The following is a 23,392-nucleotide window of genomic DNA, read 5'->3' as shown; positions in this document are numbered from 1 at the left end:
GAGAATTGGCATGACCAGCAACAACCCGCAAACCCGCGAGTGGCAAGCACTCAGCAATGATCACCACCTGGCCCCGTTCAGCGACTTCAAGCAACTGAAAGAGAAGGGCCCGCGGATCATTACCAACGCCAAGGGCGTTTACCTGTGGGACAGCGAAGGCAACAAGATTCTCGACGGCATGGCTGGTCTGTGGTGCGTGGCCATCGGTTATGGTCGTGATGAGCTGGCCGATGCGGCCGCCAAACAAATGCGCGAACTGCCGTACTACAACCTGTTCTTCCAGACCGCGCACCCGCCGGCACTGGAACTGGCCAAGGCGATTGCCGACGTGGCGCCGGAAGGCATGAACCACGTGTTCTTCACCGGCTCTGGCTCCGAAGGCAACGACACCATGCTGCGTATGGTTCGCCACTACTGGGCGATCAAAGGCCAGCCGAACAAGAAAGTCATCATCAGCCGCAAGAACGGTTATCACGGTTCGACCGTAGCCGGCGCGAGCCTCGGTGGCATGACGTATATGCACGAACAAGGCGACTTGCCGATCCCGGGCATCGTTCATATCGCGCAGCCGTACTGGTTCGCTGAGGGTGGCGACATGTCCCCGGAAGAGTTCGGTATCTGGGCGGCCAACCAGCTGGAAGAGAAGATTCTCGAAGTCGGCGTCGACAACGTCGGTGCCTTTATTGCCGAGCCGATCCAGGGCGCCGGCGGCGTGATCATTCCGCCAGACAGCTACTGGCCGCGCATCAAGGAAATCCTCGCCAAGTACGACATCCTCTTCGTCGCCGACGAAGTGATTTGTGGTTTCGGCCGTACCGGTGAGTGGTTCGGTAGCGATTTCTACGACCTTGCGCCCGACATGATGACCATCGCCAAAGGCCTGACTTCCGGCTACATCCCGATGGGTGGCCTGATCGTTCGCGACTCCGTTGTGGCGGTGCTCAACGAAGGCGGCGATTTCAACCACGGCTTTACTTACTCCGGTCACCCGGTGGCAGCAGCGGTGGGCCTGGAAAACATCCGCATTCTGCGCGACGAAAAAATTATCGAGAACGCCCGCAACGAAACGGCACCGTATTTGCAGAAACGTCTGCGGGAACTGAGTGATCACCCGTTGGTGGGTGAAGTTCGCGGGGTTGGTCTGTTGGGCGCGATCGAGCTGGTGCAGGACAAGGCCACGCGCAAGCGTTATGAAGGCAAGGGCGTCGGCATGATCTGCCGCCAGTTCTGCTTCGACAATGGCCTGATCATGCGCGCTGTGGGCGACACCATGATCATCGCGCCGCCGCTGGTGATCAGCAAAGCCGAGATCGATGAGCTGGTGACCAAGGCACGCAAGTGTCTGGACCTGACCCTCAGTGCGTTGCAAGGCTAAGTGCTAGGCTCTGAGCGGGGGAGCTGCGGCGCTCTCGCTCAAAGCTGTCAGAAAGGCCGGTCTTTTCTTGAAAGACCGCCTCGGATCTTGCCAGACTAACCGCGGTTCCAGTTGTCCGGGTTCGGCCGCTGAACAAAGTGGTTCAAAAAAGAAAAATTTGGAGCATGACGCATGAAGGCATTAGGTAAAAAGCTTGCTGGCAAGACACTTCTCGCGCTGTCCGTGGCGGGCATGATGGCGGGTGCGGTTCACGCGGACGACAAAGTACTGCACGTCTACAACTGGTCGGATTACATCGCGCCGGACACCATCGCCAACTTCGAGAAAGAGTCGGGGATCAAGGTGGTCTACGACGTATTCGACAGTAACGAAACCCTGGAAGCCAAACTGCTCGCGGGCAAGTCCGGCTATGACGTGGTCGTACCGTCGAACAACTTCCTGGCCAAGCAGATCAAGGCTGGCGTTTACCAGGAGCTGGACCAGTCCAAGCTGCCTAACTGGAAGAACCTCAACCAGGACCTGCTCAAGGCCGTGTCGGTCAGCGACCCGGGCAACAAGCACGCCTTCCCGTACATGTGGGGCTCGATCGGCATCGGTTACAACGCAGAGAAGGTCAAGGCTGCGCTGGGCGTCGACACCATCGATTCGTGGGACGTGCTGCTCAAGCCGGAGAACATCGCCAAACTCAAGGGCTGCGGCGTGAGCTTCCTCGATTCGCCGACCGAAATGCTCCCGGTCGCGCTGCACTACCTGGGCCTGCCAACCGACAGCCAGAAGAAAGAAGACATCAAGAAAGCCGAGGAACTGTTCCTCAAGATTCGTCCTTCGATCACCTACTTCCACTCCTCCAAGTACATCTCGGACCTGGCCAACGGCAACATCTGCGTAGCGGTCGGCTACTCGGGTGACGTGCAGCAGGCCAAGTCGCGTGCCGCCGAGGCCGGTGACAAGGTGAAAGTCAGCTACGCCATTCCGAAAGAAGGCGCGGGCAGCTTCTTCGACATGGTCGCCATCCCTAAAGATGCCGAAAACGTTGAAGGCGCCTACAAGTTCATGACCTTCCTGCAGAAGCCTGAAGTCATGGCCGGCATCACCAACGCCGTACGTTTCCCGAACGGTAACGCCGCTGCAACCGCACTGGTGGAAAAAGACATCACCAGCGATCCAGGCATCTACCCGCCAGCCGACGTGCAGGCCAAGTTGTATGCGATCGCCGACTTGCCGGCAGCGACCCAGCGTGAAATGACCCGCAGCTGGACCAAGATCAAATCCGGTAAATAAGCCGGTTTGAAGCAGCAACCGCTGGCCGTCGTCCCCGCGAGGGCGGCCAGCGGATCAATTAAATGACAGGAAGTTTTGCAGGAACGGTTTTTCGAGGGTAAGTTGCGCGCCGGTTTTGTTGCCGGGCAGCCATGGCTGTCATGCAGTGCGGGGCAACTTGGGCCCAACTAATTTAGAGGACCTCCACTTGCCTATTTTTTCTTCTTTGCGCAAAGCCCTGCTGGCCACTGCCGGCCTGACGATCGCCGTCGGAGCCCAGGCCGCCGGTACGGTACATATTTATAACTGGTCCGATTACATCGGCGAGACCACGCTGGCCGATTTCCAGAAAGAAACCGGGATCAAACCGGTCTACGACGTCTTTGACTCCAACGAAACCCTGGAAGGCAAGCTGCTGGCCGGGCGTACCGGTTACGACGTGGTCGTGCCGTCGAACCACTTCCTTGGCAAGCAGATCAAGGCTGGCGCGTTCCAGAAACTCGACAAGTCGCAGTTGCCCAACTATGCCAATCTCGACCCGGTGCTGCTCAAGCGTCTGGAGCAAAACGATCCGGGCAACCTGTACGCCGTGCCGTACCTGTGGGGCACCAACGGCATCGGTTACAACGTCGACAAGGTCAAGGCAGTGCTCGGTATCGACAAGATCGATTCCTGGAGCGTGCTGTTCGAACCCGAGAACATCAAGAAGCTGCACAGCTGCGGCGTCGCGTTCCTCGATTCGGCGGATGAAATGATGCCGACCGTGCTCAACTACATGGGCCTGAACGCCAACAGCACCAACACCAAGGATTACGAAAAGGCCACGGCCAAACTGCTCGCCGTGCGTCCGTACGTGACCTATTTCCACTCGTCCAAGTACATCGGCGACCTGGCCAACGGCGATATCTGCGTGGCCATCGGTTTCTCCGGGGACATCTTCCAGGCCAAGCACCGCGCCGAGGAAGCCAAGAAGGGCGTGAACATCGCGTACTCGATCCCGAAAGAAGGCGGCGCGCTGTGGTTCGACATGCTGGCGATTCCGAAGGATTCGTCCAACGTCAAAGAGGCCCACGCCTTCATCAACTATTTGCTGAAACCTGAGGTGATTGCCCAAGTCAGTGATTACGTCGGTTACGCCAACCCCAACCCGGGTTCGGACAAGCTGATGGAACAGTCCATTCGCACCGATGAAGCGGTTTATCCACCGCAAGCAGTACTCGACAAGACCTACGTGTCGACCGAGTTACCGCCCAATATTCAACGTTTGATGACCCGCAGCTGGACCAAGGTCAAGTCGGGCAAGTAAGGCACAAACTATCCTGGGTTCGTCTGCATTGGGCGAACTGCATTGTTTTTTTCTGGGAGTTTCGTAAATGGCAGTTGCCTCCGGCGCCTATAAGAAAGCCCTCGAGGGCGACCAGACACCGAAACAGGTGTTGGTCAAAATCGACCGGGTCACGAAGAAGTTCGACGAGACGATTGCCGTGGACGATGTGTCCCTGGAAATCAAGAAGGGCGAGATCTTCGCCTTGCTCGGCGGTTCGGGATCGGGCAAATCCACTCTGCTGCGGATGCTGGCAGGGTTCGAACGGCCCACGGAGGGGCGGATTTTCCTCGACGGCGTCGACATCACCGACATGCCGCCGTACGAACGTCCGATCAACATGATGTTCCAGTCGTACGCCTTGTTCCCGCACATGACCGTGGCGCAGAACATCGCCTTCGGCCTGCAGCAGGACAAGATTCCCAAGGCCGAGGTCGATGCCCGTGTGGCCGAGATGCTCAAGCTGGTGCAGATGAGCCAGTACGCCAAGCGCAAGCCGCATCAGTTGTCGGGCGGTCAGCGTCAGCGTGTGGCGCTGGCACGTTCGCTGGCCAAGCGACCGAAGTTGCTGCTGCTCGATGAGCCGATGGGCGCATTGGACAAGAAACTGCGTTCGCAGATGCAGCTGGAACTGGTGGAAATCATCGAGCGCGTCGGCGTGACCTGCGTGATGGTGACCCACGACCAGGAAGAGGCCATGACCATGGCCGAGCGCATCGCGATCATGCACCTGGGCTGGATCGCCCAGATCGGCAGCCCGATCGACATCTACGAAACCCCGACCAGCCGTCTGGTCTGCGAATTTATCGGTAACGTCAACATCTTCGAAGGTGAAGTGATCGACGACGCCGAAGGCCACGCGACCATCACCTGTAAGGATCTCGATCGGCAGATCTACGTCGGCCACGGCATCAGCACCTCGGTGCAGGACAAGTCCGTGACCTACGCGATCCGCCCGGAGAAGCTGCTGGTCACCGCCGACCAGCCGACCTGCGAGTACAACTGGTCCAGCGGCAAGGTGCACGACATCGCCTACCTCGGCGGGCACTCGGTGTTCTACGTTGAATTGCCGAGCGGCAAACTGGTGCAGTCGTTTGTGGCCAACGCTGAACGTCGCGGCGCGCGTCCGACCTGGGGTGATCAGGTCTACGTGTGGTGGGAAGACGACAGCGGCGTGGTACTTCGCTCATGAACATGCGCAAATTCAAACGTCGCATCAACCGAATAATCCCCAATGGCCGGCAACTGGTCATCGGGGTTCCGTTCATCTGGCTGTTTCTGTTCTTCATGCTGCCGTTCTTCATCGTCCTGAAGATCAGTTTCGCCGAAGCCGACGTGGCCATTCCGCCGTACACCGAGATCTACACGTACGCCGAGCAGAAGCTGCAACTGCTGCTGAACCTTGGCAACTACGCGATGCTGGCGGGCGACGAGTTGTACATCGCCGCTTACCTCGGCTCGTTGAAGATGGCGTTCATCAGCACCGTCCTCTGCCTGCTGATCGGCTACCCGATGGCCTACGCCATCGCCACCGCCCGTAAAGAAATGCAAACGGTGTTGGTATTGCTGATCATGATGCCGACCTGGACCGCAATCCTGATCCGCGTTTACGCGTGGATGGGCATCCTCAGCAACAACGGTCTGCTCAATGGTTTCCTGATGAGCATGGGGTTCATCGACGAGCCGCTGCAAATCCTCAACACCAACCTCGCGGTGTACATCGGTGTTGTTTATTCGTACCTGCCGTTCATGATCCTGCCGCTGTACGCCAACCTGGTGAAGCACGATCACAGCCTGCTGGAAGCCGCTTCCGACCTCGGTTCGAGCACCTTCAACAGCTTCTGGAAAATCACCATTCCACTGTCCAAGAACGGCATCATTGCCGGCTGCATGCTGGTGTTCATCCCGGTGGTCGGTGAGTTCGTGATCCCGGAACTGCTTGGCGGTCCGGAAACCCTGATGATCGGCAAGGTGCTGTGGCAAGAGTTCTTCAACAACCGTGACTGGCCGGTAGCGTCCGCGCTGGCGGTGGTGATGCTGGCGATCCTGATTGTGCCGATCATTCTGTTCAACCGCAGTCAGGCCAAGGAAATGGAGGGTAAAGAATGAAGCGCTTCCGTTTCTCCAGCCTGATGCTGGTTCTGGGTTTGCTGTTCATCTACCTGCCGATGCTGATCCTGGTGATCTACTCGTTCAACGCCTCGAAACTGGTGACGGTGTGGGGCGGCTGGTCGATCAAGTGGTACGTCGGTTTGCTCGACAACACGCAACTCATGGGCTCGGTGTTGCGCTCGCTGGAAATCGCCTGCTACACCGCGGTCGCTGCGGTGGCGCTGGGTACGCTGGCAGCGTTCGTGCTGACCCGTATCACCCGCTTCAAGGGCCGCACGCTGTTCGGCGGTCTGGTCACAGCGCCGTTGGTGATGCCGGAAGTGATCACCGGTCTGTCGCTGTTGCTGCTGTTCGTGGCCATGGCGCAGATGATCGGCTGGCCGCAGGAACGTGGCATCGTCACCATCTGGATCGCCCACACCACATTCTGTGCGGCGTATGTGGCGGTGGTGGTGTCGGCGCGTCTGCGTGAGCTGGACCTGTCGATCGAAGAAGCGGCCATGGACCTCGGTGCACGGCCGTGGAAGGTGTTCTTCCTGATCACCATCCCGATGATCGCGCCGTCGCTGGCGGCGGGCGGCATGATGTCGTTCGCGCTGTCGCTGGATGACCTGGTGCTGGCGAGCTTCGTCTCTGGTCCGGGGTCGACGACCCTGCCGATGGAGGTGTTCTCGGCGGTACGTCTGGGTGTGAAACCCGAGATCAATGCCGTTGCCAGTCTGATTCTGCTGGCGGTGTCGATCGTGACCTTCATGGTCTGGTTCTTCAGCCGCCGTGCCGAAGAAGCGCGCAAGAAAGCCATCCAGCAAGCCATCGAAGAAAGCGCAGCCGATTCGTGGAAGCAGCCGGACGTGCGTCGCGCCCCGGCGCCGGAAGCGGCGTAAGCCAAATGGGGTTGATCACAAATCTGTGATTAACCCCAGTCCCTGTGGGAGCGAGCTTGCTCGCGAAGAGGGCGTGTCAGGCGACTGAAATGTTGGCTGACCCACCGCATTCGCGAGCAAGCTCGCTCCCACAGTTGTTTCTGGTGATATTCAAATCCACGGAGATTGGCGGATGACTTCAACAAAGTTCATCGGCTTGAACCCCGGCTGCTGATCCTTCAGGACATCAGTCTTCACATTGCCAAACGTCGTCTGCGGACGATGGCGCAAGCCATCGGCAAACGCGCAGATGATGCACTCCTTGAAACCTTCCCCACGCGGGTGCGCATGCACCACCGCTTCACGCTGCACAGTGCTGAACGCCGCGTAATCCATCCCCAGCACGTCCATTTCCACACCAGCGGTCACCAGCGCCACTGTTGGACGCAGATGCTTGGGCACGCCCGGCGTGGTGTGCAGGGCAATCGACAGCCAGACCTGCTCGATGTCGTCATCGCTCAACCCGTACGGTTTGAGAAAAGCCGCCGCTGCGTTGGCACCGTCCACTTCGAAGCGCTCATCATCACTGCGGTGACCTTCGACCAGACCGAGGTCATGGAACATTGCGCCGACGTACAGCAGCTCCGGGTTGTAAGCCAGTTGCTGACGCTCGCCGCTCAACGCGCCGAACAGAAAGACCCGGCGCGAGTGGTGGTAGAGCAGGTCGGATTCGATGTCGCGGATGTATTCGGTGGTGGCCCGGGCGAGGGCGCTGTCAGGGATTTTGATGCCGGCGATGGTTGTGGTCATGGCAAGTTTCCTCACTGAAACGCCGTTGTGGCGCTGATGGGGAAAGTCTGTTCCCGGCGCTGGAAGCGGACAATCGATGCATGGCTGCGATCCTTGCCAATCCACCTGCAAATCGTGCCAACTCGGGTCAGACCCAAAGGAGCTTTGCCGCCATGACCAAAACCGTCGCCATCGTCGTGTTCCCCAGCGTGCAGTCGCTGGACGTCAGCGGCCCGATGGATGTGTTCGCCGAGGCTAATCGCTTCCTGGCGCCCGAGGATCACTATCGGCTCGAAGTAATCGGCGTCGAGCACGGGCCGATGGCCTGTTCCAACGGTTTGACCCTGAATGCCCATCGGCATTTCAGCGAAGCACTCGACGCCTACGATCTGCTGCTGGTCGCCGGTGGGCCGCAACTGCCCTTCATGGATTTCGGCACGACGTTCGACGGTTGGCTGCGCGGGGCCTGCGCACGGGCGCAGCGTTTCGGCTCGATCTGCAACGGCGCGTTTATGCTGGCGCGGGCCGGATTGCTGGAGGCGCGCACCGTCACCACCCACTGGAACGATGCCGAGGCGTTGGCGCAGTTGTGTCCGACAACGCAGGTTGAGGCCGATCGCTTGTATGTCGAGGACGGCACGCTCTACACCTCGGCCGGGGTCACGGCGGGGATTGACCTGTCGCTGTACCTGCTGGCCCGTGATCACGGTGCCGAAGTGGCGTTGAGCGTGGCCAAGCGGCTGGTGGTGTTCACCCAGCGTTCCGGTGGGCAGTCACAGTTCAGCCCATTCCTCACACCGCACGCGGAGCCGACCTCGGCGGTGGCGATGGTGCAGTTGTATGTGCTGGCCAATCTCACGGGCGATCTGACGATTGCCGATCTGGCCAATGCGGCGAACATGAGTGCGCGCAATTTCTCGCGGGTGTTTGCCCGGGAAGCCAAAGTCACCCCGGCGGAGTTCGTCGAGCGGGCGCGGGTGGATGCGGCGCGGGTGATGCTGGAAAGCACGGCGGCGCCGTTGAAGACGGTGGCCTATCAGTGCGGGTTTCGGGATGCGCAGCATATGCGCGGGGTGTTCAACCGGCGGTTGGGGGTTACGCCGCAGCAGTTTCGGCTGAATTTTGCGGTGCTGCTTTAACCCTCACCCCAGCCCTCCCGAAACGTCGGACCGCCCATAGGGAGAGGGGGCCGATTGGGGGATATTGGCGAGATACGCCGACCTGAGTGAGCGGTTGTGAATCCATAATCGACACCGTTCTTTCAGGTCGATGTATGACAAAAGACACCTCGGTCAGTCCCCTCTCCCCCCGGGAGAGGGTTAGGGTGAGGGGCTTTTAAGGCGCTGCCCGCGCCGGCAACAACTTCAAGGTACTGCGCGTATTCGCTGTCACCTCTTCGGCATTGAAATGCGCCTGCACATACATCCCGTCAACATACGCCTCAGCCTGATCGTCATAGTGACTGTCAAACGGCACACCACTCTGACCGACCGGGTTGATCGTCAAGCCGTGCGCCGGGTCAGCGAAATCCACCAACCGCCGCGTCGACGGCCCATAAGTCACCGGCCACGGCGCCGGGCCGATCCTCGCCGAGAGGTTGTTCGGCACCTCATGACTGCCCGGCGCGGCAAACGGCCCGACATTGAAAATCCGCTCCAGCGGTTTCTGTTGCCCCAACGGATGGCCATGGGTCAGCGTGTGCGCCGCGCCCCATTTCCACTCGGCCGAATTGTCGCCGAGGGTCAGCTTCAGGTGCTGCATGCTCGCCGCCCACGCCGCGCGCACGACATCGGCACGGGTCTCCTTGTTCGCCGTGTTGCGGTTATCCCACCACGGTGAATCGGCGTTCGCCGCCAGCTTCGGCAACGCCGCATCGATCACCCGCGTCGACAGCAAGGTGTCGAAAAAATCATTGCCCAACTCATCACGCATCGCCGCATCGGCCAGGTCGTAGAGGAACTGGTTGAACACCGTCGCACTGACCGAGTCCAGCGGATAGTCGCCCGGCCATTGCGCCAGTTGCTCGACCAGTTTCAGTTGCGCCGGATCGCTGACCACCTCGCGCAGCACCGGCAGCAATGGCGCCAGCAAGCGCGGGCCGTAGCCGGTGGCGGTGCCCAGTTGCAGTTTCTGGTTGGCTTCGTTGGTCCACTTCACGCTCTTGTCGCTGAGCTGACGATTGAGTTGCTGGCCGCGATCGGCGAGGTTGTAGTAACCAGGAATCTCCATGCCCGTCGGCGAGACGGGTTGGAAGTTGGCCGAGACGATATAACCGCGCGCCGGGTTCTCTTCCTGCGGGTTGGCGCTGAACGGGTAGAAGCCGTCCTTGTCCGCCTGATTGCTGCTGCCGTCGAGAATGAATTCCGGCCGCACCCCGGCCGGACGCTTGGGCAGCAGCGCCGAGGCCCACCAGGCGATATCGCCCTTGGCGTTGGCGTAGACGAGGTTCAGCCCCGGTGCCTGCACCTTGGCTGCGGCGGCGCGGGCCTTGGCCAGCGTGTCGGCGCGGTTGAGCTGGTAGAAGCCTTCGAGGATCGGGTTCGGCGTTTCGAGGAAGGCCCACCACATGGCGATCGGCGTTTTGCCGGCAGCGGTGCCGAGGGCATCATTGACGATCGGGCCGTGGGGCGATTGGCGCAGGGTGAGGGTGACCGGCGGCTGGCCCTTTACATTGATCTGCTGCTGCGTAACGACCATGTCGGTCCACTGGCCGCGATACCAGACCTGATTCGGATTATCCGGGTTGACCTTCTCGGCGATCAGGTCCAGATCGTCGTTCTGGAACATGGTCAGGCTCCAGCCGAAATCCAGGTTGTGCCCCAGAAACGCGAACGGCACCAGCGCCTGATGATGGCCGTACAGCTCGAAGCCCGGCGCCGACAATTGCGCCTCGTACCACACCGACGGCACCGAGAAGCGAATGTGCGGATCACCCGCCAGCAGAGGCTTGCCACTCTGGCTGCGGCTGCCGGCGATGACCCAGGCGTTGCTACCTTCGAACTGCGGCAGGCCATGGTCGATCAGCGCTTGTTCGCTGAGGCGGGCGAGGGCGTTGAGGTCTTTCCAGTCGCCGGCGGCGAGGACCGGCGCAGGTTTGGCGTGACCGTTGGCCAGCACACCATTGGGTTGCCAGTCGAGATCGAAGACCTTGAGGTAATCAGCGCCGAGTTGATCGCGCACATAGGTCAGCAACGGCTCGGTGCGAAACGCCGCCGCAAAGCTGTAGGCCATATAGCCGGCGACGCTGATGCTGTCTTCCGCGGTGAACGGTCGTTTGGGGATGCCCAGCACGTCAAACTCGATCGGTGCGGCGTGGGTGTCCTGATATTGGTTAATGCCATCCAGATAGGCTTGCAGGCCCTTCCACGCCGGTGACTGTTTATCGAGACTGGCGACGTAACTGGCCGCGCGTTCACGGATGCGCAGGCTGCGGAACAGTTTGTCGGTGTCGAGCAGTTTCGGCCCGAGTACTTCGGCCAGTTCGCCTCGAGCGAGGCGGCGCATGGCTTCCATCTGGAACAGGCGATCCTGGGCATGCACGTAGCCGAGGGCGCGGTAGAGGTCGGTTTCGTTCTCGGCGCGCAGGTGCGGCACGCCGCGCTCGTCATAGCGCACGGTCACCGAACCTTGCAGGTTGCGCAGTTCAACCTGGCCCTGGCGTGTGGGTTGTTTGCTGTAGACATACCAGCCGACGCCGGCAAGCAGAACAACGATGAGCAAGCCAAGTACGGTGAACACGCGCTTCATGGTGACTCCTTGTGCATGCGGGAATGCCGCCCGTCGGGCTGCAAACAATTAGCACAGACCTTCTGTGCCGTGCAGCGCTGTCCTTGAAAAGTCCGGAATGCCTTACGGCGTTTCCACCGGCCACGGGCAATAACAACCGACCGCCAGGGTGTGCGTGGCATTGACCGGGCGATCCTCCGTCAGGGCATTCAAAATCGGTTCGATAAAGCTGTTGCTGGAATTGCAGGTCAGGCCTTCGCTGTAGGGGCCGAAGTACGCCAGCTTACCGCTGCGGTCCCAGATCGCCACGGCCGGGCTGGCCGGAACCTGTTCGGAGCCGGGCAATATCGTGATGGTTTTCAGACTGCTGAGGGTCGTGGGCAACTGACCGTGGCTGCCGGTTTTCTGCACGGCGAAGAACTCCACGCCTTTGCCGCCAAACCGCTCGACCATCTCGGTCAGGTGCTGTTGATTGCCGACGTTGCACGGGCAGGCCGGGTCCCAGAAATGTACCAGGCGAATCTTGCCGGGACCGGCGAGGTTGTCCGGCAGGCGCAGCGGATCACCGGAAAATACCGCCGTGTGTTCGCTGAACGCGCGCAGATAACGCCCCTGAAACCAGTCGTACGCCGCCCACAGTACCCCGGCGCAAATCAGCGCGAGCAGGCTGGCAAACAGTGCGGTGCGGTAGGGCGAACGCATGGTTTTCGTTCCAGAAGAGGTGGGCTAGCTTGCCATGCTTGCTCCGACAGATGAATATCGCAGGCCGATAAAGTCTGTTTACCGCTTTGGAATTCCCGCATGCCTGCCACTTTCGACCCCGATCAAATCCGCGCCAGCCTCAAGCCTTTGGCCGAGTGGCAGCCGTTGTCGGACGAGGCCAAGGCCTACCAGCGCTTCTACCAGACCGACTTTCCCCATCGCGCTGTCTGGCGTGGCATGGGCCGTTTCGAAGTCGATGGCTATGAAGTGGTCAGCCATTGCTGGTGGCCGGAGAAGGTCAAGGCGACGCTGTTTCTGCTGCACGGTTACTACGATCACACCGGGCTGTATCGGCATGTGATCGAGTGGGCGCTGGATCAAGACTTTGCGGTAATCGCGTGTGATTTGCCGGGGCATGGTCTGTCGAGCGGGCCGCGTGCGAGCATCCGCGATTTCTCTGAATACCAGGACGTCCTGCAAGCGTTGTTCGCCGAGGCGCAGTCGATCGCGTTGCCGCAGCCGTGGCACTTGTGCGGGCAAAGCACCGGCGGGGCGATTGTGGTTGATCACCTGCTCAACCATGGCGAAAACAGCCCGGCGCAAGGCCAGGTGATTTTGCTGGCGCCGCTGGTGCGTCCAAGGGCATGGGGCTGGTCGCAATTTAGTTATTACCTGCTCGGGCCTTTCGTTCGGGGTGTCACGCGACGCTTTAGCGAGAATTCCAATGACCCGGATTTCCTGCCGTTTCTCCAGGCCGATCCGTTGCAGCCACGGCGCTTGCCGACCAAATGGGTGGGCGCGCTGTCACGCTGGATCATCCGCGTCGAGCACGCGAAAAAAAGTCCGCGACGGCCGCTGATCATTCAGGGACAGGCGGACATGACGGTGGACTGGCAACACAATTTGCAGGTGATGAAGTGGAAGTTCGACCGGCCGCAGATTCTGCTATTGGCCGAGGCGCGGCATCATCTGGCGAATGAGACGGTGGAGATGCGTGAGGAGTATTTCGAGTTTCTGAGCAAGCGCATCAGGGGCCGGAATCTTTAGCGCCTGTGAGGGCCTCTTCGCGAGCAAGCTCGCTCCCACAGGGGGGGGCGGGATGCTCACAAATTTTGTGTCCGCTGAAGATCCAATGTGGGAGTGAGCTTGCTCGCGAAGGCGGTTTGTCAGGCAACAAGGATCATTGCCCGACCGCCAACCCCGCGCGAATCGCCGCCAACGCTGCCTGGTAATAAGCCTTGCCCTCAGTCGATTCGGCAAATGTCGCAAACTCCTCCAGCTCTTCATCCGACAAGTCGCGATACACGTAGAGCAGCGTGTTGTTGATGTCCGCGCCAATCTGATCCATCAAACGCTGGCGCTGACCATTGAGCATGCCCTGCGCCTGACCGCCACCGAGCAATCCCGGGATCATCGAACTCAAACTGTCCGCCGCCACGCCGGCAATCGCCAGGCTCACTTCGGCGCCGGCCTCACGCGCCGGCAAGGCCTGAGCGAGGTGGCCAATGATCAGCAGACGGCTGTCGCTGGCCTGCATCTTCGGCAAGCCCTTGGCATTTTTCGCCAGTTGATCGCGACGGGTGGCGAGCAATTCAGCCGCGACAATTTTCTTGCCCAGCGGCGATTGAAAGAAAGTCAGGGCCGGTTTTGGATCAGCGAGCTTCTGCCGCAGTTGCGCCTCGGCGCGTTGATCCACAGCTTGCGGGGCGAAGCGCTGGTTGCTGTTGTTCACCAGTGCCTGAAACACGGCGGGCGGCAGGCTGTTCTGGTAGCGCTGCTGCGCGGCGGTCAGGGCGTCATTGAAATGCGCACGTTGATCTGGCCAGCCGGCGACCTTGTATAACTGATCGTGGCCGTCCGCCCAGGCGGGCAAAACGCAGAACATCAACAGTGAAAAAAGCAAACGGCGCATAGGGACTCCTGTCAGCAGCGGACTATTCTCCGTGCGGTGCCGGTACTTGTCGAGAATTCGTAGCAAGCCGCCGCGTGGCTCTGTCGGATTTCTTGCCGCCGACATACTATGCGCGCCATGCAAATATCCTCTGAACACCCACTGCTGTTACGCATCGTCGACGACCTGGCGGAACACGGCTGGTCGCAGCAGAACATATTCCTGCCCGCCGGTTTGACCCGCGAGCTGGCGGCCGAGTGCCGTAAACGTGAGGCCGAGGGTGAGCTGGCGCCGGCGGCTGTCGGTCGCGGGCCGTTTTCAGAGATCCGCGAAGGGATTCGGGGCGACCACATTCAGTGGATCGACCCCGGCCAGGCCGAGGCCAGCGACCGTTATCTGAACTTGATGGAAAGCCTGCGTGAGGCGCTTAACCGTGGCCTGTTTCTCGGGCTTGAGGATTTTGAATGCCATTTCGCGCTGTATCCGCCGGGCGCGTTCTATCGCAGGCATGTCGACCGTTTTCGCGACGATGACAAACGCATGGTGTCAGTGGTGGTCTACCTCAATGATGCCTGGTTGCCGGAGGATGGCGGTCAATTGCGAATGTACCTGAGCGATGAGCGCGTGCACGACGTGCAGCCTACCGGCGGTTGCTTGGTGGTGTTCCTTTCCGGTGAAGTGCCTCATGAAGTGCTGCCGGCGAACCGCGAGCGCCTGTCGCTGACCGGCTGGTTCCGCCGCCGTGGCAACGAGCCGTTCTGAGATGGAAAAGATTCTGGTCAGCCGCTGCCTGTTGGGCCATCGCGTGCGTTACGACGGTGGCGCGAGCGGGCCGTTCGATCTGCTCGAACAGTGGATCGCTGAAGGGCGGGTGGTGCCGCTGTGTCCGGAGGTCGCTGGCGGATTGCCGACGCCACGGGCGGCGGCGGAGATTCCCGGAGGGCAGGGCGGTGAAGTGCTTGATGGTGTCGCGGCGGTGATCACCACTGAGGGCGAGGATGTCAGCGCGCAGTTTCTGGATGGTGCGCGGCAGGCGCTGGAGCTGGTGCAGAAGCACGGCATTCGCGTAGCAGTATTGAAAGCCAACAGTCCCTCCTGTGGAAACCTGCTGACCTATGACGGCACGTTCAGTGGCGTCAAAGTCAGTGGCGAGGGCGTGACGGCTGCGCTGCTCAAGCGCCATGGTGTGCAGGTGTTCAGTGAGCTTGAATTGCCTGAGGCGGCGGTGGCTCTGGCGGCTTTGGGCTGATCCGGAATCGTTGCCCTCACCCCAGCCCTCCCGAAACGTCGGACCGCCCGTAGGGAGAGGGGGCCGACCGAGGTGTCTGGCGCTGTCCATCGACCTGAAAGACCTTATCGACTATGGATTCGAAACAGCCATGACTGATCGACTATGGATTCGACACAGGCATGACCGATCGATTATGGCGTCGACGAAGCCATGGTCAGTCGATTTCGGATTCGGTATAGCCATCCCAAGTCGGCGTATCTCTAAAGCATCCCCCAATCAGTCCCCTCTCCCTATGGGCGGTCCGACGTTTCGGGAGGGCCAGGGTGAGGGGCTTTTAAGGCTTCAACCACTTCTCAGTCAGCGCGGCCAAACGTCCATCCGCCTTGATCCGCTCCATCGCACTCGCAAGGCTGGCCTGAAACGCCGGATTACCCTTCTGGAACGGAATCGCCAAATCCACCGGCGCTGCCGCTTTCGGCTTCTCTTCTGTCAGCGCCTGCACCAGCACCATCGGCCGTGGCTGCTCATCCTTCTTCGCCAGCAGCTGTGAATCGACCTTGCCGTAAGGCTCGCTGAAGTCGAAACGATCCTTGAGCTCCGGTGTCAGTGCTATGTGGTTGAGCGCAACGTCGTACTTGCCGCTTTCAACGCCCTGGAGCAGGTCGGCTTCGTCAGTGACGATGAAGTCGGCGCGCACATCCAGCTCGTTGGCCAGCAGTTGCCCAAGCTCGACCTCGAACCCCGTGAGTGTGTCGCCATCCTTGAAATTGAAGGGCGGTGTATTAGCCTCAAGGGCAATGCGCAGCTCGCCACGGTCATTGACGTCATCAATCAGTTCGGCGTGAGCCAAAGGGCTCAGAAGGGGTAGCAGGCAGATCAGGCCAGGCAGAAAGCGCATGGTCACTCCTTTGAAATCATTATCGCGACGCTCTGAGTGAGGCTCGCTTTGCTATGGTTGTCGAGTGCCTTCGACAACGAATGGTCATGAAGTTGTCATGACCCTGCGGATTTTACGGAAAAACTGGAGAAGAAAATGAAAAGCTTTATGTCACGTGCAGCGCTGGCGGGTGTGCTGATGGGCGTTTCGGTGCTGGCCAGTGCCGCCACACCGGCCCCCAAAGGCGCCGAAGTGTTCATCGTTTCTCCCGAAGACGGGGCCACGGTTTCGCAGACCTTCACCGTCAAATTCGGTACCAAGGACGTCGCGCTGGCACCGGCCGGTGACGTCACCAAGAACACCGGTCACCATCACCTGCTGATCGACGTCGACAAGCTGCCGGCCGCTGGCGCACCGATTCCGAATGACGCCAACCACATGCACTTCGGTAAAGCGCAGACTCAGGCGGACGTCAAGTTGGCGCCGGGCAAGCACACTCTGCAGCTTGAACTGGGCGACAGCGGGCACATGCCGTTCGATCCACCCATCGTCTCGAAGAAAATCACCGTCAACGTCGAATAACGTTTCGGCGTGCATGAAAAAGGGAGCCCGAAGGCTCCCTTTTTTTTGTCGCTCAACGCTTGATCAGAACAACACGCGGCTACGGATAGTGCCGTTGATGTGCTGCAGCTTCTCTTGCGCCAAGTCTGAGTACTCGGCGTCGACGTCGATCACCACGTAGCCAACCTTCTCGTTGGTCTGCAGGAACTGACCGGAGATGTTGATGCCGTTTTCGGCGAAGACCTTGTTGATCTCGCTCATCACACCCGGGATGTTCTCGTGGATGTGCAGCAGGCGGTGCTTGCCAGGGTGAGCCGGCAGGGCCACTTCCGGGAAGTTCACCGACGAAACGGAGGTACCGTTGTCGCTGTACTTGACCAGTTTTTCTGCCACTTCCAGACCGATGTTGGCTTGTGCTTCTGCGGTCGAGCCACCGATGTGCGGGGTCAGGATCACGTTGTCGAGGCCACGCAGCGGGCTTTCGAACTCTTCGTCGTTGGAGCGAGGCTCCACCGGGAATACGTCGATGGCCGCGCCGATCAGGTGCTTGTCCTTGATCGCGTCCGCCAGGGCGTCCAGTTCGACCACGGTGCCGCGCGCGGCGTTGATCAGGATGCCGCCCTTCTTGATGGCGCGGATTTCCTTCTCGCCGATCATCCACTGGGTCGCAGCGGTTTCCGGAACGTGCAGGGTGACGATGTCGGACATGCCCAGCAGCTCGGTCAGGCTACCGATCTGGGTCGCGTTGCCCAGTGGCAGCTTGGTCACGGTGTCATAGAAGTACACCTGCATGCCCAGACCTTCAGCCAGAACCGACAACTGCGTACCGATCGAGCCGTAGCCGACGATGCCGAGTTTCTTGCCACGGATCTCGAAGGAGTTGGCTGCGGATTTGATCCAGCCGCCACGGTGGCAGGAAGCGTTTTTCTCAGGGATGCCGCGCAGCAGCAGGATCGCTTCGGCCAGCACCAGCTCGGCGACGGAGCGAGTGTTGGAGTACGGCGCGTTGAACACGGCGATACCGCGCTCGCGGGCAGCACTCAGGTCAACCTGGTTGGTGCCGATGCAGAAACAGCCGACCGCGACCAGCTTCTTCGCATGATCGAAGATCTCTTCGGTCAGTTGGGTGCGCGAACGAATGCCGATGAAGTGAGCGTCAGCGATCTTTTCCTTGAGCTGGGCTTCCGGCAAGGAACCTGTCAGGTATTCGATGCTGGTGTAGCCCGCCGCCTTGAGGACGTCGACAGCCGATTGGTGGACGCCTTCGAGAAGAAGGAACTTGATCTTGCTCTTATCGAGAGAAGTCTTGCTCATCTGCGTAAACCTGTATCCCGGAGAAAAATGGCAGGGAGGGGAGCAGCCTGGAGCTGACCCAAACGGCAGGAAAGCCGTTACCGCAGAACTGGCCTTGGGCACTGGCCTGCGGGGTCGGTATGCTAGCATAGCCTCCCCGCTAAACACTCATTCCTGCGACGTGAAGCGTTCTCAGGATGACCATGAATTGTTCGAGAGTTCTGTCGATGACCAATCCTGCCCTGATTGATGAACTGAAGACCCTGGTCGAGCCTGGCAAGGTCCTGACCGACGCCGACTCCCTGAATGCGTACGGCAAGGATTGGACCAAGCACTTCGCCCCGGCGCCAAGCGCCATCGTGTTTCCCAAGACCATCGAGCAAGTGCAGGCCGTGGTGCGTTGGGCCAACACCCACAAGATTGCGCTGGTGCCGTCGGGCGGGCGCACCGGGCTTTCCGCCGCTGCGGTGGCGGCCAACGGCGAAGTGGTCGTCTCCTTCGACTACATGAATCAGATTCTCGACGTTAACCTCACCGACCGCACTGCCGTGTGTCAGCCGGGCGTGGTCACCGAGCATTTGCAGAACGTTGCCGAAGAAAAAGGCTTGTACTACCCGGTCGACTTCGCCTCGGCAGGTTCCAGTCAGATTGGCGGCAATATCGGCACCAATGCCGGCGGAATCAAGGTGATTCGCTACGGCATGACCCGCAACTGGGTGGCCGGCATGAAAGTCGTCACCGGCAAGGGTGATGTGCTGGAACTGAACAAAGACCTGATCAAGAACGCCACCGGTTACGACCTGCGTCAGCTGTTCATTGGCGCTGAAGGCACGCTCGGTTTCGTCGTCGAAGCGACCATGCGCCTCGATCGTGCGCCGAAAAACCTCACCGCGATGGTTCTCGGCACCGCCGATTTCGACTCGATCATGCCGGTGCTGCACGCCTTCCAGGGCAAGCTCGACCTGACCGCGTTCGAATTCTTCTCCGATAAGGCCCTGGCCAAGGTCATGGGCCGTGGCGACGTACCGGCGCCATTCGAAACCGACTGCCCGTTCTATGCGTTGCTGGAGTTTGAAGCGACTACTGAAGAAGTGGCCAACAGCGCACTGGAAACCTTCGAGCACTGCGTCGAACAGGGCTGGGTGCTCGACGGCGTGATGAGCCAGAGTGAAACCCAGCTGCAGAACCTGTGGAAGCTGCGCGAGTACATCTCCGAAACCATCTCGCACTGGACGCCGTACAAGAACGACATCTCGGTCACCGTGTCGAAAGTGCCAGCGTTCCTGAAGGAAATCGACGCGATCGTCGGCGAACACTATCCGGACTTCGAAATCGTCTGGTTCGGCCACATCGGCGACGGCAACCTGCACTTGAACATTCTCAAGCCGGATAACCTGAGCAAGGACGAGTTCTTCGCCAAATGCGCGACCGTCAACAAGTGGGTGTTTGAAACCGTCGAGAAGTACAACGGTTCGATCTCCGCCGAGCACGGCGTGGGCATGACCAAACGCGATTACTTGACCTACAGCCGCTCGCCGGTTGAGATCGAGTACATGAAAGCGGTGAAAGCGGTGTTCGACCCGAACGGCATCATGAACCCGGGCAAGATTTTTGCGGTTTGATCGACAATCTTTGATGAATCAATGAAGGCAGGAGTCGGTAAATGAGCTATCAGCACCAGTACGTCGACGGCACGCGCATCCACTTCCCGATCGGGAAAGTCGTGTGCATTGGCCGCAATTACGCCGAACACGCCAAGGAACTGGACAATCCGGTGCCTACCGAGCCGTTGCTGTTCATCAAACCGGGCAGTTGCGTGGTGCCGCTGGAAGGCGGTTTCAGCATTCCGACCGAGCGCGGTTCAGTGCACTACGAAGCGGAAATCGCCGTGTTGATCGGCAAGCCGTTGTCGACCAAGCCGAGCCGTGAAGAAGTGCTCGACGCCATCTCTGGTTTTGCCCCGGCACTGGATCTGACCCTGCGCGACAAACAGGCCGAGCTGAAAGCCAAGGGCCTGCCGTGGGAAATCGCCAAGTCGTTTGACGGCGCAGCGGTGATCGCCCCGTTCGTGGTTGGCAGCACCTTCGCTGACCTGACCGACATCGGCATTCGCCTGACCATCAACGGCGAAGTGCGCCAGGACGGCAACAGCAGCGCGATGCTCAACCCGATCGTGCCGATGATCCAGCACATGGCCGGCTGCTTCTCGCTGCAGGCCGGTGACGTGATCCTCACCGGCACGCCAGTGGGCGTTGGCCCGCTGAACGTTGGCGATGACATCGTTCTCGAACTGGTTGGCGCGAGCAGCTTCAACAGCAGCGTGCGCTAACCGCCACACTGCAAATCCTCTGTGGGAGCGAGCCTGCTCGCGAAGGCGCCAGGTCAGTCGACATCATCGTTGCCTGACACTCCGTCTTCGCGAGCAGGCTCGCTCCCACATTGTTTTGGGGTGCCCTGAAGATGGTTGGCAACACACGGCAATCCCGCCATTTGCCGTTTTTTTCACATCCTGTACGGATAATTCCTCTCATTCTGGCGTCTGAGCCGGCCTCTTTGTGCTATTACCCATAGCCTGAATTTTCGGAACGCGTCCCTCGATGTCATCTCAAACTCAGCTCAAACCCACCCGCCGTTCACGTTTCGCCCTGCGCTGGTATGTCTGGCTGTTGCTGGTGCTTGCCGCGGCATATGCCTTGGCGTTTGCCATGCATTGGGATGATCGCGGTGTGCTTTGGCTGCAGGAGCGCTTTGAAAGCCAGGCCGAGCAGAAGGAAAGCATCTGGCTGCCGGACTACCGGGTGGTCATCGATGCCAAACCGCTGAAGGGTATGGAGAAGGACGAGGCTTCGGATCTGGCTTACAACCCGCAGACCAAAACGCTGTTCTCGGTGATGGGCAAGAACCCGTTTCTCGCTGAACTGACGTTACAGGGCGATGTACTGCGCAAAATGCCGCTGGTGGGCTGGAGCAATCCGGAAGGCCTGACGATGATGGAAAACGGCTTGATGGCCATCGTCGACGAGCGTCAGCACATGTTGTCGATCGTCAAAGTCGATGCCGATACTCGCGAGCTGAATATCGCCGACTTCCCGAAATACGACCTCGGCCCGTCGAAAGACCAGAACAAAGCCTTCGAAGCCATTACCTGGGATTCCCACAACCAGCAATTGCTGCTCGGTGAGGAGCGGCCACCGGCGCTGTTCACCTGGAAAAGCGACGGCAGCCAGACCCTCAAGGGCGACAAGCAGAAACTTGCCAGTGATGAACTGGATATTCGCAACCTCTCGGCCTTGGCGATTGACCCGCGCACTCAGCACACACTGGTGCTGTCCGCCGACTCGCATCTGCTGCTGGAACTGGACGAGAAGGGCGAACAGGTCAGCTTCATGACCCTGCTTGGCGGCTTCAATGGCCTGAAAAACACCATTCCCCGCGCCGAAGGCGTGACCATGGACGAGGCAGGTACGCTGTACATGGTCAGCGAGCCCAACCTGTTCTATCGCTTCGAAAAACAGAAATAGCCCCTCCTGCCGGGGTTGTCTTGTGGTTTGAGGCAAGTGGCCATTAAGCTTCAGTTCAGACGGGCGTGGTATTTCATCCGCCTGTTTTGATCCCGAGCCATCCACATGCGTCGACTTGCCCGCCCCAAGCCTCTGATTATCTTCCTGTCGGTGATTGCCCTGATCGCGTTGATTGCGATCGGTCAATACATGCGCCTGTTCGAGCGCGCCTGGTTTAACTTGCACACCCTGTGGCAACCGCAGAGTAGCGAGTCGATTGGGCTGGATCAGTATCGCGTGGAGATTGAGGCGCGGGTGATTGACGGGCTGGACGACGATGTTTCGGCGCTGACCTTCGATCCGGTGCGCAAAAGTCTGTTCACCGTGACCAACAAGAATTCCGAGCTGGTCGAACTGTCGCTTGAAGGCAAGATACTGCGGCGCATTGCCCTGATTGGTTTTGGCGATCCCGAAGCCGTCGAGTACATCAGCGCCGACACCTACGTGATCACTGATGAGCGTCAGCAGCGACTGATCAAGATTCACTTGGAGGCAGGCACCACATTCCTCGACGCGGCGGACGCCGAGCAGATGACCCTCGGCGTGCATATGGCCAGCAACAAAGGTTTTGAAGGCCTGGCGTATGACTCGGTGGGCAAGCGTCTGTTTGTCGCGAAAGAGCGTAATCCGATGCTCATCTACGAAGTGCACGGTTTTCCGCACTTCAATCCGGAAAAGTCCTACGCGGTGCATGTGATCAACGACCCCAAGCGTGACGCTGGGATGTTTGTGCGCGATCTGTCGAGTTTGCAATACGACGAGCGCAGCGGGCATTTGCTGGCGCTGTCGGATGAGTCGCGGTTGATTCTGGAGCTGGATGTCGGCGGACGGCCGTTGAGCACCATGTCCATCAGTGGCGGCCGGCAGGGTTTGAAGAAAACCGTGCCGCAGGCGGAAGGCATTGCGATGGATGATGACGGGACGTTGTATCTGGTGAGTGAGCCGAATCTGTTCTACGTCTTCAAAAAGCCTGCACAGCCCTAACTCACACCACAAAACACTGTGGGAGCGAGCTTGCTCGCTCCCACAGGTTTATTCGTCTGCCCATTAATTTCGGGCAGTCTGGGCTTACTCAGCCTTGAGGGTTTTCACACCTTCACTGGTGCCCAGCAACAGCAAGTCCGCCGGCCGTGCCGCGAACAAGCCGTTGGTGACCACGCCGACAATCGCATTGATCTGCGCTTCCAGCTCCACCGGGTTGGTGATCTGCAGGTTGAACACATCCAGAATGATGTTGCCGTTATCGGTCAAAACGCCTTCGCGGTACACCGGGTCGCCGCCCAGTTTCACCAATTGGCGCGCGACGTGGCTGCGGGCCATCGGGATCACTTCGACCGGCAGCGGGAACTCGCCCAGCACCGGCACCAGTTTGCTGGCGTCGGCGATGCAGATGAAGGTCTTGGCCACGGCTGCAACGATCTTCTCGCGGGTCAGCGCTGCGCCGCCGCCCTTGATCAGGTTCAGGTGCGCGTCGCTTTCATCGGCGCCGTCGACGTAGAACTCCAGGTCGCTGACGGTGTTCAGCTCATACACCGGAATCCCGTGGCCCTTGAGGCGCGCGGCGGTAGCTTCGGAACTGGCCACCGCGCCATCGAAGGCGCCCTTATGCTGGGCCAGGGCGTCGATGAAGCAGTTGGCGGTGGAGCCGGTGCCGACCCCGACGATGCTCTTGTCGTCGAGTTTCGGAAGGATGAAGTCGACGGCGGCCTGAGCCACTGCCTGTTTGAGTTGATCCTGGGTCATGCGGGCTCCGGAAGCGGGCAAGGTGAGAACGGAAAGGCCGGCATTATAGCCGCAAGCGAGGCTAAAACCTCTGGATTCGTGTGGT

22 protein-coding genes are annotated in these 23,392 nt (G+C 59.9%); 15 read left to right on the top strand and 7 right to left on the bottom strand.

Features of this window, described 5'->3' with window-relative positions:
- Nucleotides 1–10: 10 nt before the first annotated feature.
- The 6 genes from AB4N74_RS22395 (at nucleotide 11) to AB4N74_RS22370 (ending at nucleotide 6,955) form a co-directional block, all read left to right on the top strand.
- Nucleotides 11–1,375, top strand: a complete 1,365-nt coding sequence (locus AB4N74_RS22395) for an aspartate aminotransferase family protein (RefSeq protein WP_093429776.1) — start codon at nucleotides 11–13, stop codon at nucleotides 1,373–1,375.
- Between the two features lie 171 nt (nucleotides 1,376–1,546).
- Nucleotides 1,547–2,656 carry a polyamine ABC transporter substrate-binding protein gene (locus AB4N74_RS22390; RefSeq protein ID WP_099757458.1) on the top strand — a complete coding sequence of 370 codons (1,110 nt, stop codon included), beginning with the start codon at nucleotides 1,547–1,549 and terminating at the stop codon, nucleotides 2,654–2,656.
- Nucleotides 2,657–2,843: 187 nt separating this feature from the next.
- Nucleotides 2,844–3,941, top strand: coding sequence for a polyamine ABC transporter substrate-binding protein (locus AB4N74_RS22385; RefSeq protein WP_099757457.1), 1,098 nt, complete (start codon nucleotides 2,844–2,846; stop codon nucleotides 3,939–3,941).
- Nucleotides 3,942–4,008: 67 nt separating this feature from the next.
- The gene (locus AB4N74_RS22380; RefSeq protein WP_034151965.1) at nucleotides 4,009–5,151 is read left to right on the top strand and encodes an ABC transporter ATP-binding protein; all 1,143 of its coding nucleotides are present in this window, start codon (nucleotides 4,009–4,011) and stop codon (nucleotides 5,149–5,151) included.
- A 35-nt stretch (nucleotides 5,152–5,186) separates the two neighbouring features.
- The gene (locus AB4N74_RS22375; RefSeq protein ID WP_177413063.1) at nucleotides 5,187–6,068 is read left to right on the top strand and encodes an ABC transporter permease subunit; all 882 of its coding nucleotides are present in this window, start codon (nucleotides 5,187–5,189) and stop codon (nucleotides 6,066–6,068) included.
- On the top strand, nucleotides 6,065–6,955 hold the full coding sequence (locus AB4N74_RS22370) for an ABC transporter permease subunit (protein ID WP_093429780.1): 891 nt from the start codon (nucleotides 6,065–6,067) through the stop codon (nucleotides 6,953–6,955). The genes AB4N74_RS22375 and AB4N74_RS22370 overlap by 4 nt, the downstream gene beginning before the upstream one ends.
- Nucleotides 6,956–7,105: 150 nt before the next feature.
- Here AB4N74_RS22370 and AB4N74_RS22365 read toward each other — a convergent pair whose 3' ends face one another.
- Nucleotides 7,106–7,744: an HD domain-containing protein gene (locus AB4N74_RS22365; protein WP_093429781.1), complete on the bottom strand. Its 639-nt coding sequence runs from the start codon at nucleotides 7,742–7,744 to the stop codon at nucleotides 7,106–7,108.
- 152 nt (nucleotides 7,745–7,896) lie between these two features.
- On the opposite strand from AB4N74_RS22365, the gene AB4N74_RS22360 reads away from it, so the two are divergent.
- Entirely contained in the window at nucleotides 7,897–8,862 is a 966-nt protein-coding gene (locus AB4N74_RS22360; RefSeq protein WP_460097261.1) for a GlxA family transcriptional regulator, read from the top strand.
- Between the two features lie 196 nt (nucleotides 8,863–9,058).
- Here the strand turns inward: AB4N74_RS22360 and AB4N74_RS22355 are convergent, their stop codons facing one another.
- Both AB4N74_RS22355 and AB4N74_RS22350 read right to left on the bottom strand, forming a co-directional pair.
- Nucleotides 9,059–11,470 carry a penicillin acylase family protein gene (locus AB4N74_RS22355; RefSeq protein WP_460097259.1) on the bottom strand — a complete coding sequence of 804 codons (2,412 nt, stop codon included), beginning with the start codon at nucleotides 11,468–11,470 and terminating at the stop codon, nucleotides 9,059–9,061.
- 102 nt (nucleotides 11,471–11,572) lie between these two features.
- Nucleotides 11,573–12,151, bottom strand: coding sequence for a DUF6436 domain-containing protein (locus tag AB4N74_RS22350; protein ID WP_099757452.1), 579 nt, complete (start codon nucleotides 12,149–12,151; stop codon nucleotides 11,573–11,575).
- A 99-nt stretch (nucleotides 12,152–12,250) separates the two neighbouring features.
- Here AB4N74_RS22350 and bipL point away from each other — a divergent pair, with 99 nt between their 5' ends.
- Entirely contained in the window at nucleotides 12,251–13,198 is a 948-nt protein-coding gene (gene bipL, locus AB4N74_RS22345; protein ID WP_460097257.1) for a phospholipase BipL, read from the top strand.
- Between the two features lie 133 nt (nucleotides 13,199–13,331).
- Here the strand turns inward: bipL and AB4N74_RS22340 are convergent, their stop codons facing one another.
- Nucleotides 13,332–14,063, bottom strand: a complete 732-nt coding sequence (locus AB4N74_RS22340; RefSeq protein ID WP_093429786.1) for a DUF2059 domain-containing protein — start codon at nucleotides 14,061–14,063, stop codon at nucleotides 13,332–13,334.
- 108 nt (nucleotides 14,064–14,171) lie between these two features.
- Between AB4N74_RS22340 and AB4N74_RS22335 the strand changes: the two genes are divergently transcribed.
- A complete protein-coding gene (locus AB4N74_RS22335) occupies nucleotides 14,172–14,804 on the top strand; it encodes a 2OG-Fe(II) oxygenase (protein ID WP_093429787.1) in 633 nt (210 codons plus the stop codon).
- Between the two features lies 1 nt (nucleotide 14,805).
- Nucleotides 14,806–15,291 carry a 2-thiouracil desulfurase family protein gene (locus AB4N74_RS22330; RefSeq protein WP_099757450.1) on the top strand — a complete coding sequence of 162 codons (486 nt, stop codon included), beginning with the start codon at nucleotides 14,806–14,808 and terminating at the stop codon, nucleotides 15,289–15,291.
- Between the two features lie 316 nt (nucleotides 15,292–15,607).
- Here the strand turns inward: AB4N74_RS22330 and AB4N74_RS22325 are convergent, their stop codons facing one another.
- The gene (locus tag AB4N74_RS22325; protein WP_093429789.1) at nucleotides 15,608–16,171 is read right to left on the bottom strand and encodes a transporter substrate-binding domain-containing protein; all 564 of its coding nucleotides are present in this window, start codon (nucleotides 16,169–16,171) and stop codon (nucleotides 15,608–15,610) included.
- A gap of 135 nt (nucleotides 16,172–16,306) precedes the next feature.
- On the opposite strand from AB4N74_RS22325, the gene AB4N74_RS22320 reads away from it, so the two are divergent.
- The gene (locus AB4N74_RS22320) at nucleotides 16,307–16,732 is read left to right on the top strand and encodes a DUF4399 domain-containing protein (protein ID WP_093429790.1); all 426 of its coding nucleotides are present in this window, start codon (nucleotides 16,307–16,309) and stop codon (nucleotides 16,730–16,732) included.
- A gap of 63 nt (nucleotides 16,733–16,795) precedes the next feature.
- Here AB4N74_RS22320 and serA read toward each other — a convergent pair whose 3' ends face one another.
- A complete protein-coding gene (serA, locus tag AB4N74_RS22315; RefSeq protein WP_008085296.1) occupies nucleotides 16,796–18,025 on the bottom strand; it encodes a phosphoglycerate dehydrogenase in 1,230 nt (409 codons plus the stop codon).
- A 206-nt stretch (nucleotides 18,026–18,231) separates the two neighbouring features.
- On the opposite strand from serA, the gene AB4N74_RS22310 reads away from it, so the two are divergent.
- The 4 genes from AB4N74_RS22310 (at nucleotide 18,232) to AB4N74_RS22295 (ending at nucleotide 22,548) form a co-directional block, all read left to right on the top strand.
- Nucleotides 18,232–19,626, top strand: a complete 1,395-nt coding sequence (locus AB4N74_RS22310) for an FAD-binding oxidoreductase (protein WP_026000500.1) — start codon at nucleotides 18,232–18,234, stop codon at nucleotides 19,624–19,626.
- A gap of 41 nt (nucleotides 19,627–19,667) precedes the next feature.
- On the top strand, nucleotides 19,668–20,333 hold the full coding sequence (locus AB4N74_RS22305; RefSeq protein ID WP_093429791.1) for a fumarylacetoacetate hydrolase family protein: 666 nt from the start codon (nucleotides 19,668–19,670) through the stop codon (nucleotides 20,331–20,333).
- 268 nt (nucleotides 20,334–20,601) lie between these two features.
- On the top strand, nucleotides 20,602–21,525 hold the full coding sequence (locus AB4N74_RS22300; protein ID WP_093429792.1) for an SdiA-regulated domain-containing protein: 924 nt from the start codon (nucleotides 20,602–20,604) through the stop codon (nucleotides 21,523–21,525).
- A 105-nt stretch (nucleotides 21,526–21,630) separates the two neighbouring features.
- Nucleotides 21,631–22,548 carry an SdiA-regulated domain-containing protein gene (locus tag AB4N74_RS22295; RefSeq protein ID WP_099757445.1) on the top strand — a complete coding sequence of 306 codons (918 nt, stop codon included), beginning with the start codon at nucleotides 21,631–21,633 and terminating at the stop codon, nucleotides 22,546–22,548.
- 84 nt (nucleotides 22,549–22,632) lie between these two features.
- On the opposite strand, the gene rpiA is transcribed toward AB4N74_RS22295, so the two are convergent.
- Nucleotides 22,633–23,307 carry a ribose-5-phosphate isomerase RpiA gene (gene rpiA / locus AB4N74_RS22290; protein WP_007913886.1) on the bottom strand — a complete coding sequence of 225 codons (675 nt, stop codon included), beginning with the start codon at nucleotides 23,305–23,307 and terminating at the stop codon, nucleotides 22,633–22,635.
- Nucleotides 23,308–23,392 lie beyond the last annotated feature (85 nt).

Source organism: Pseudomonas sp. H3_C08, from assembly GCF_054669455.1.
This window is presented reverse-complemented; position numbering and strand designations above follow the sequence as displayed.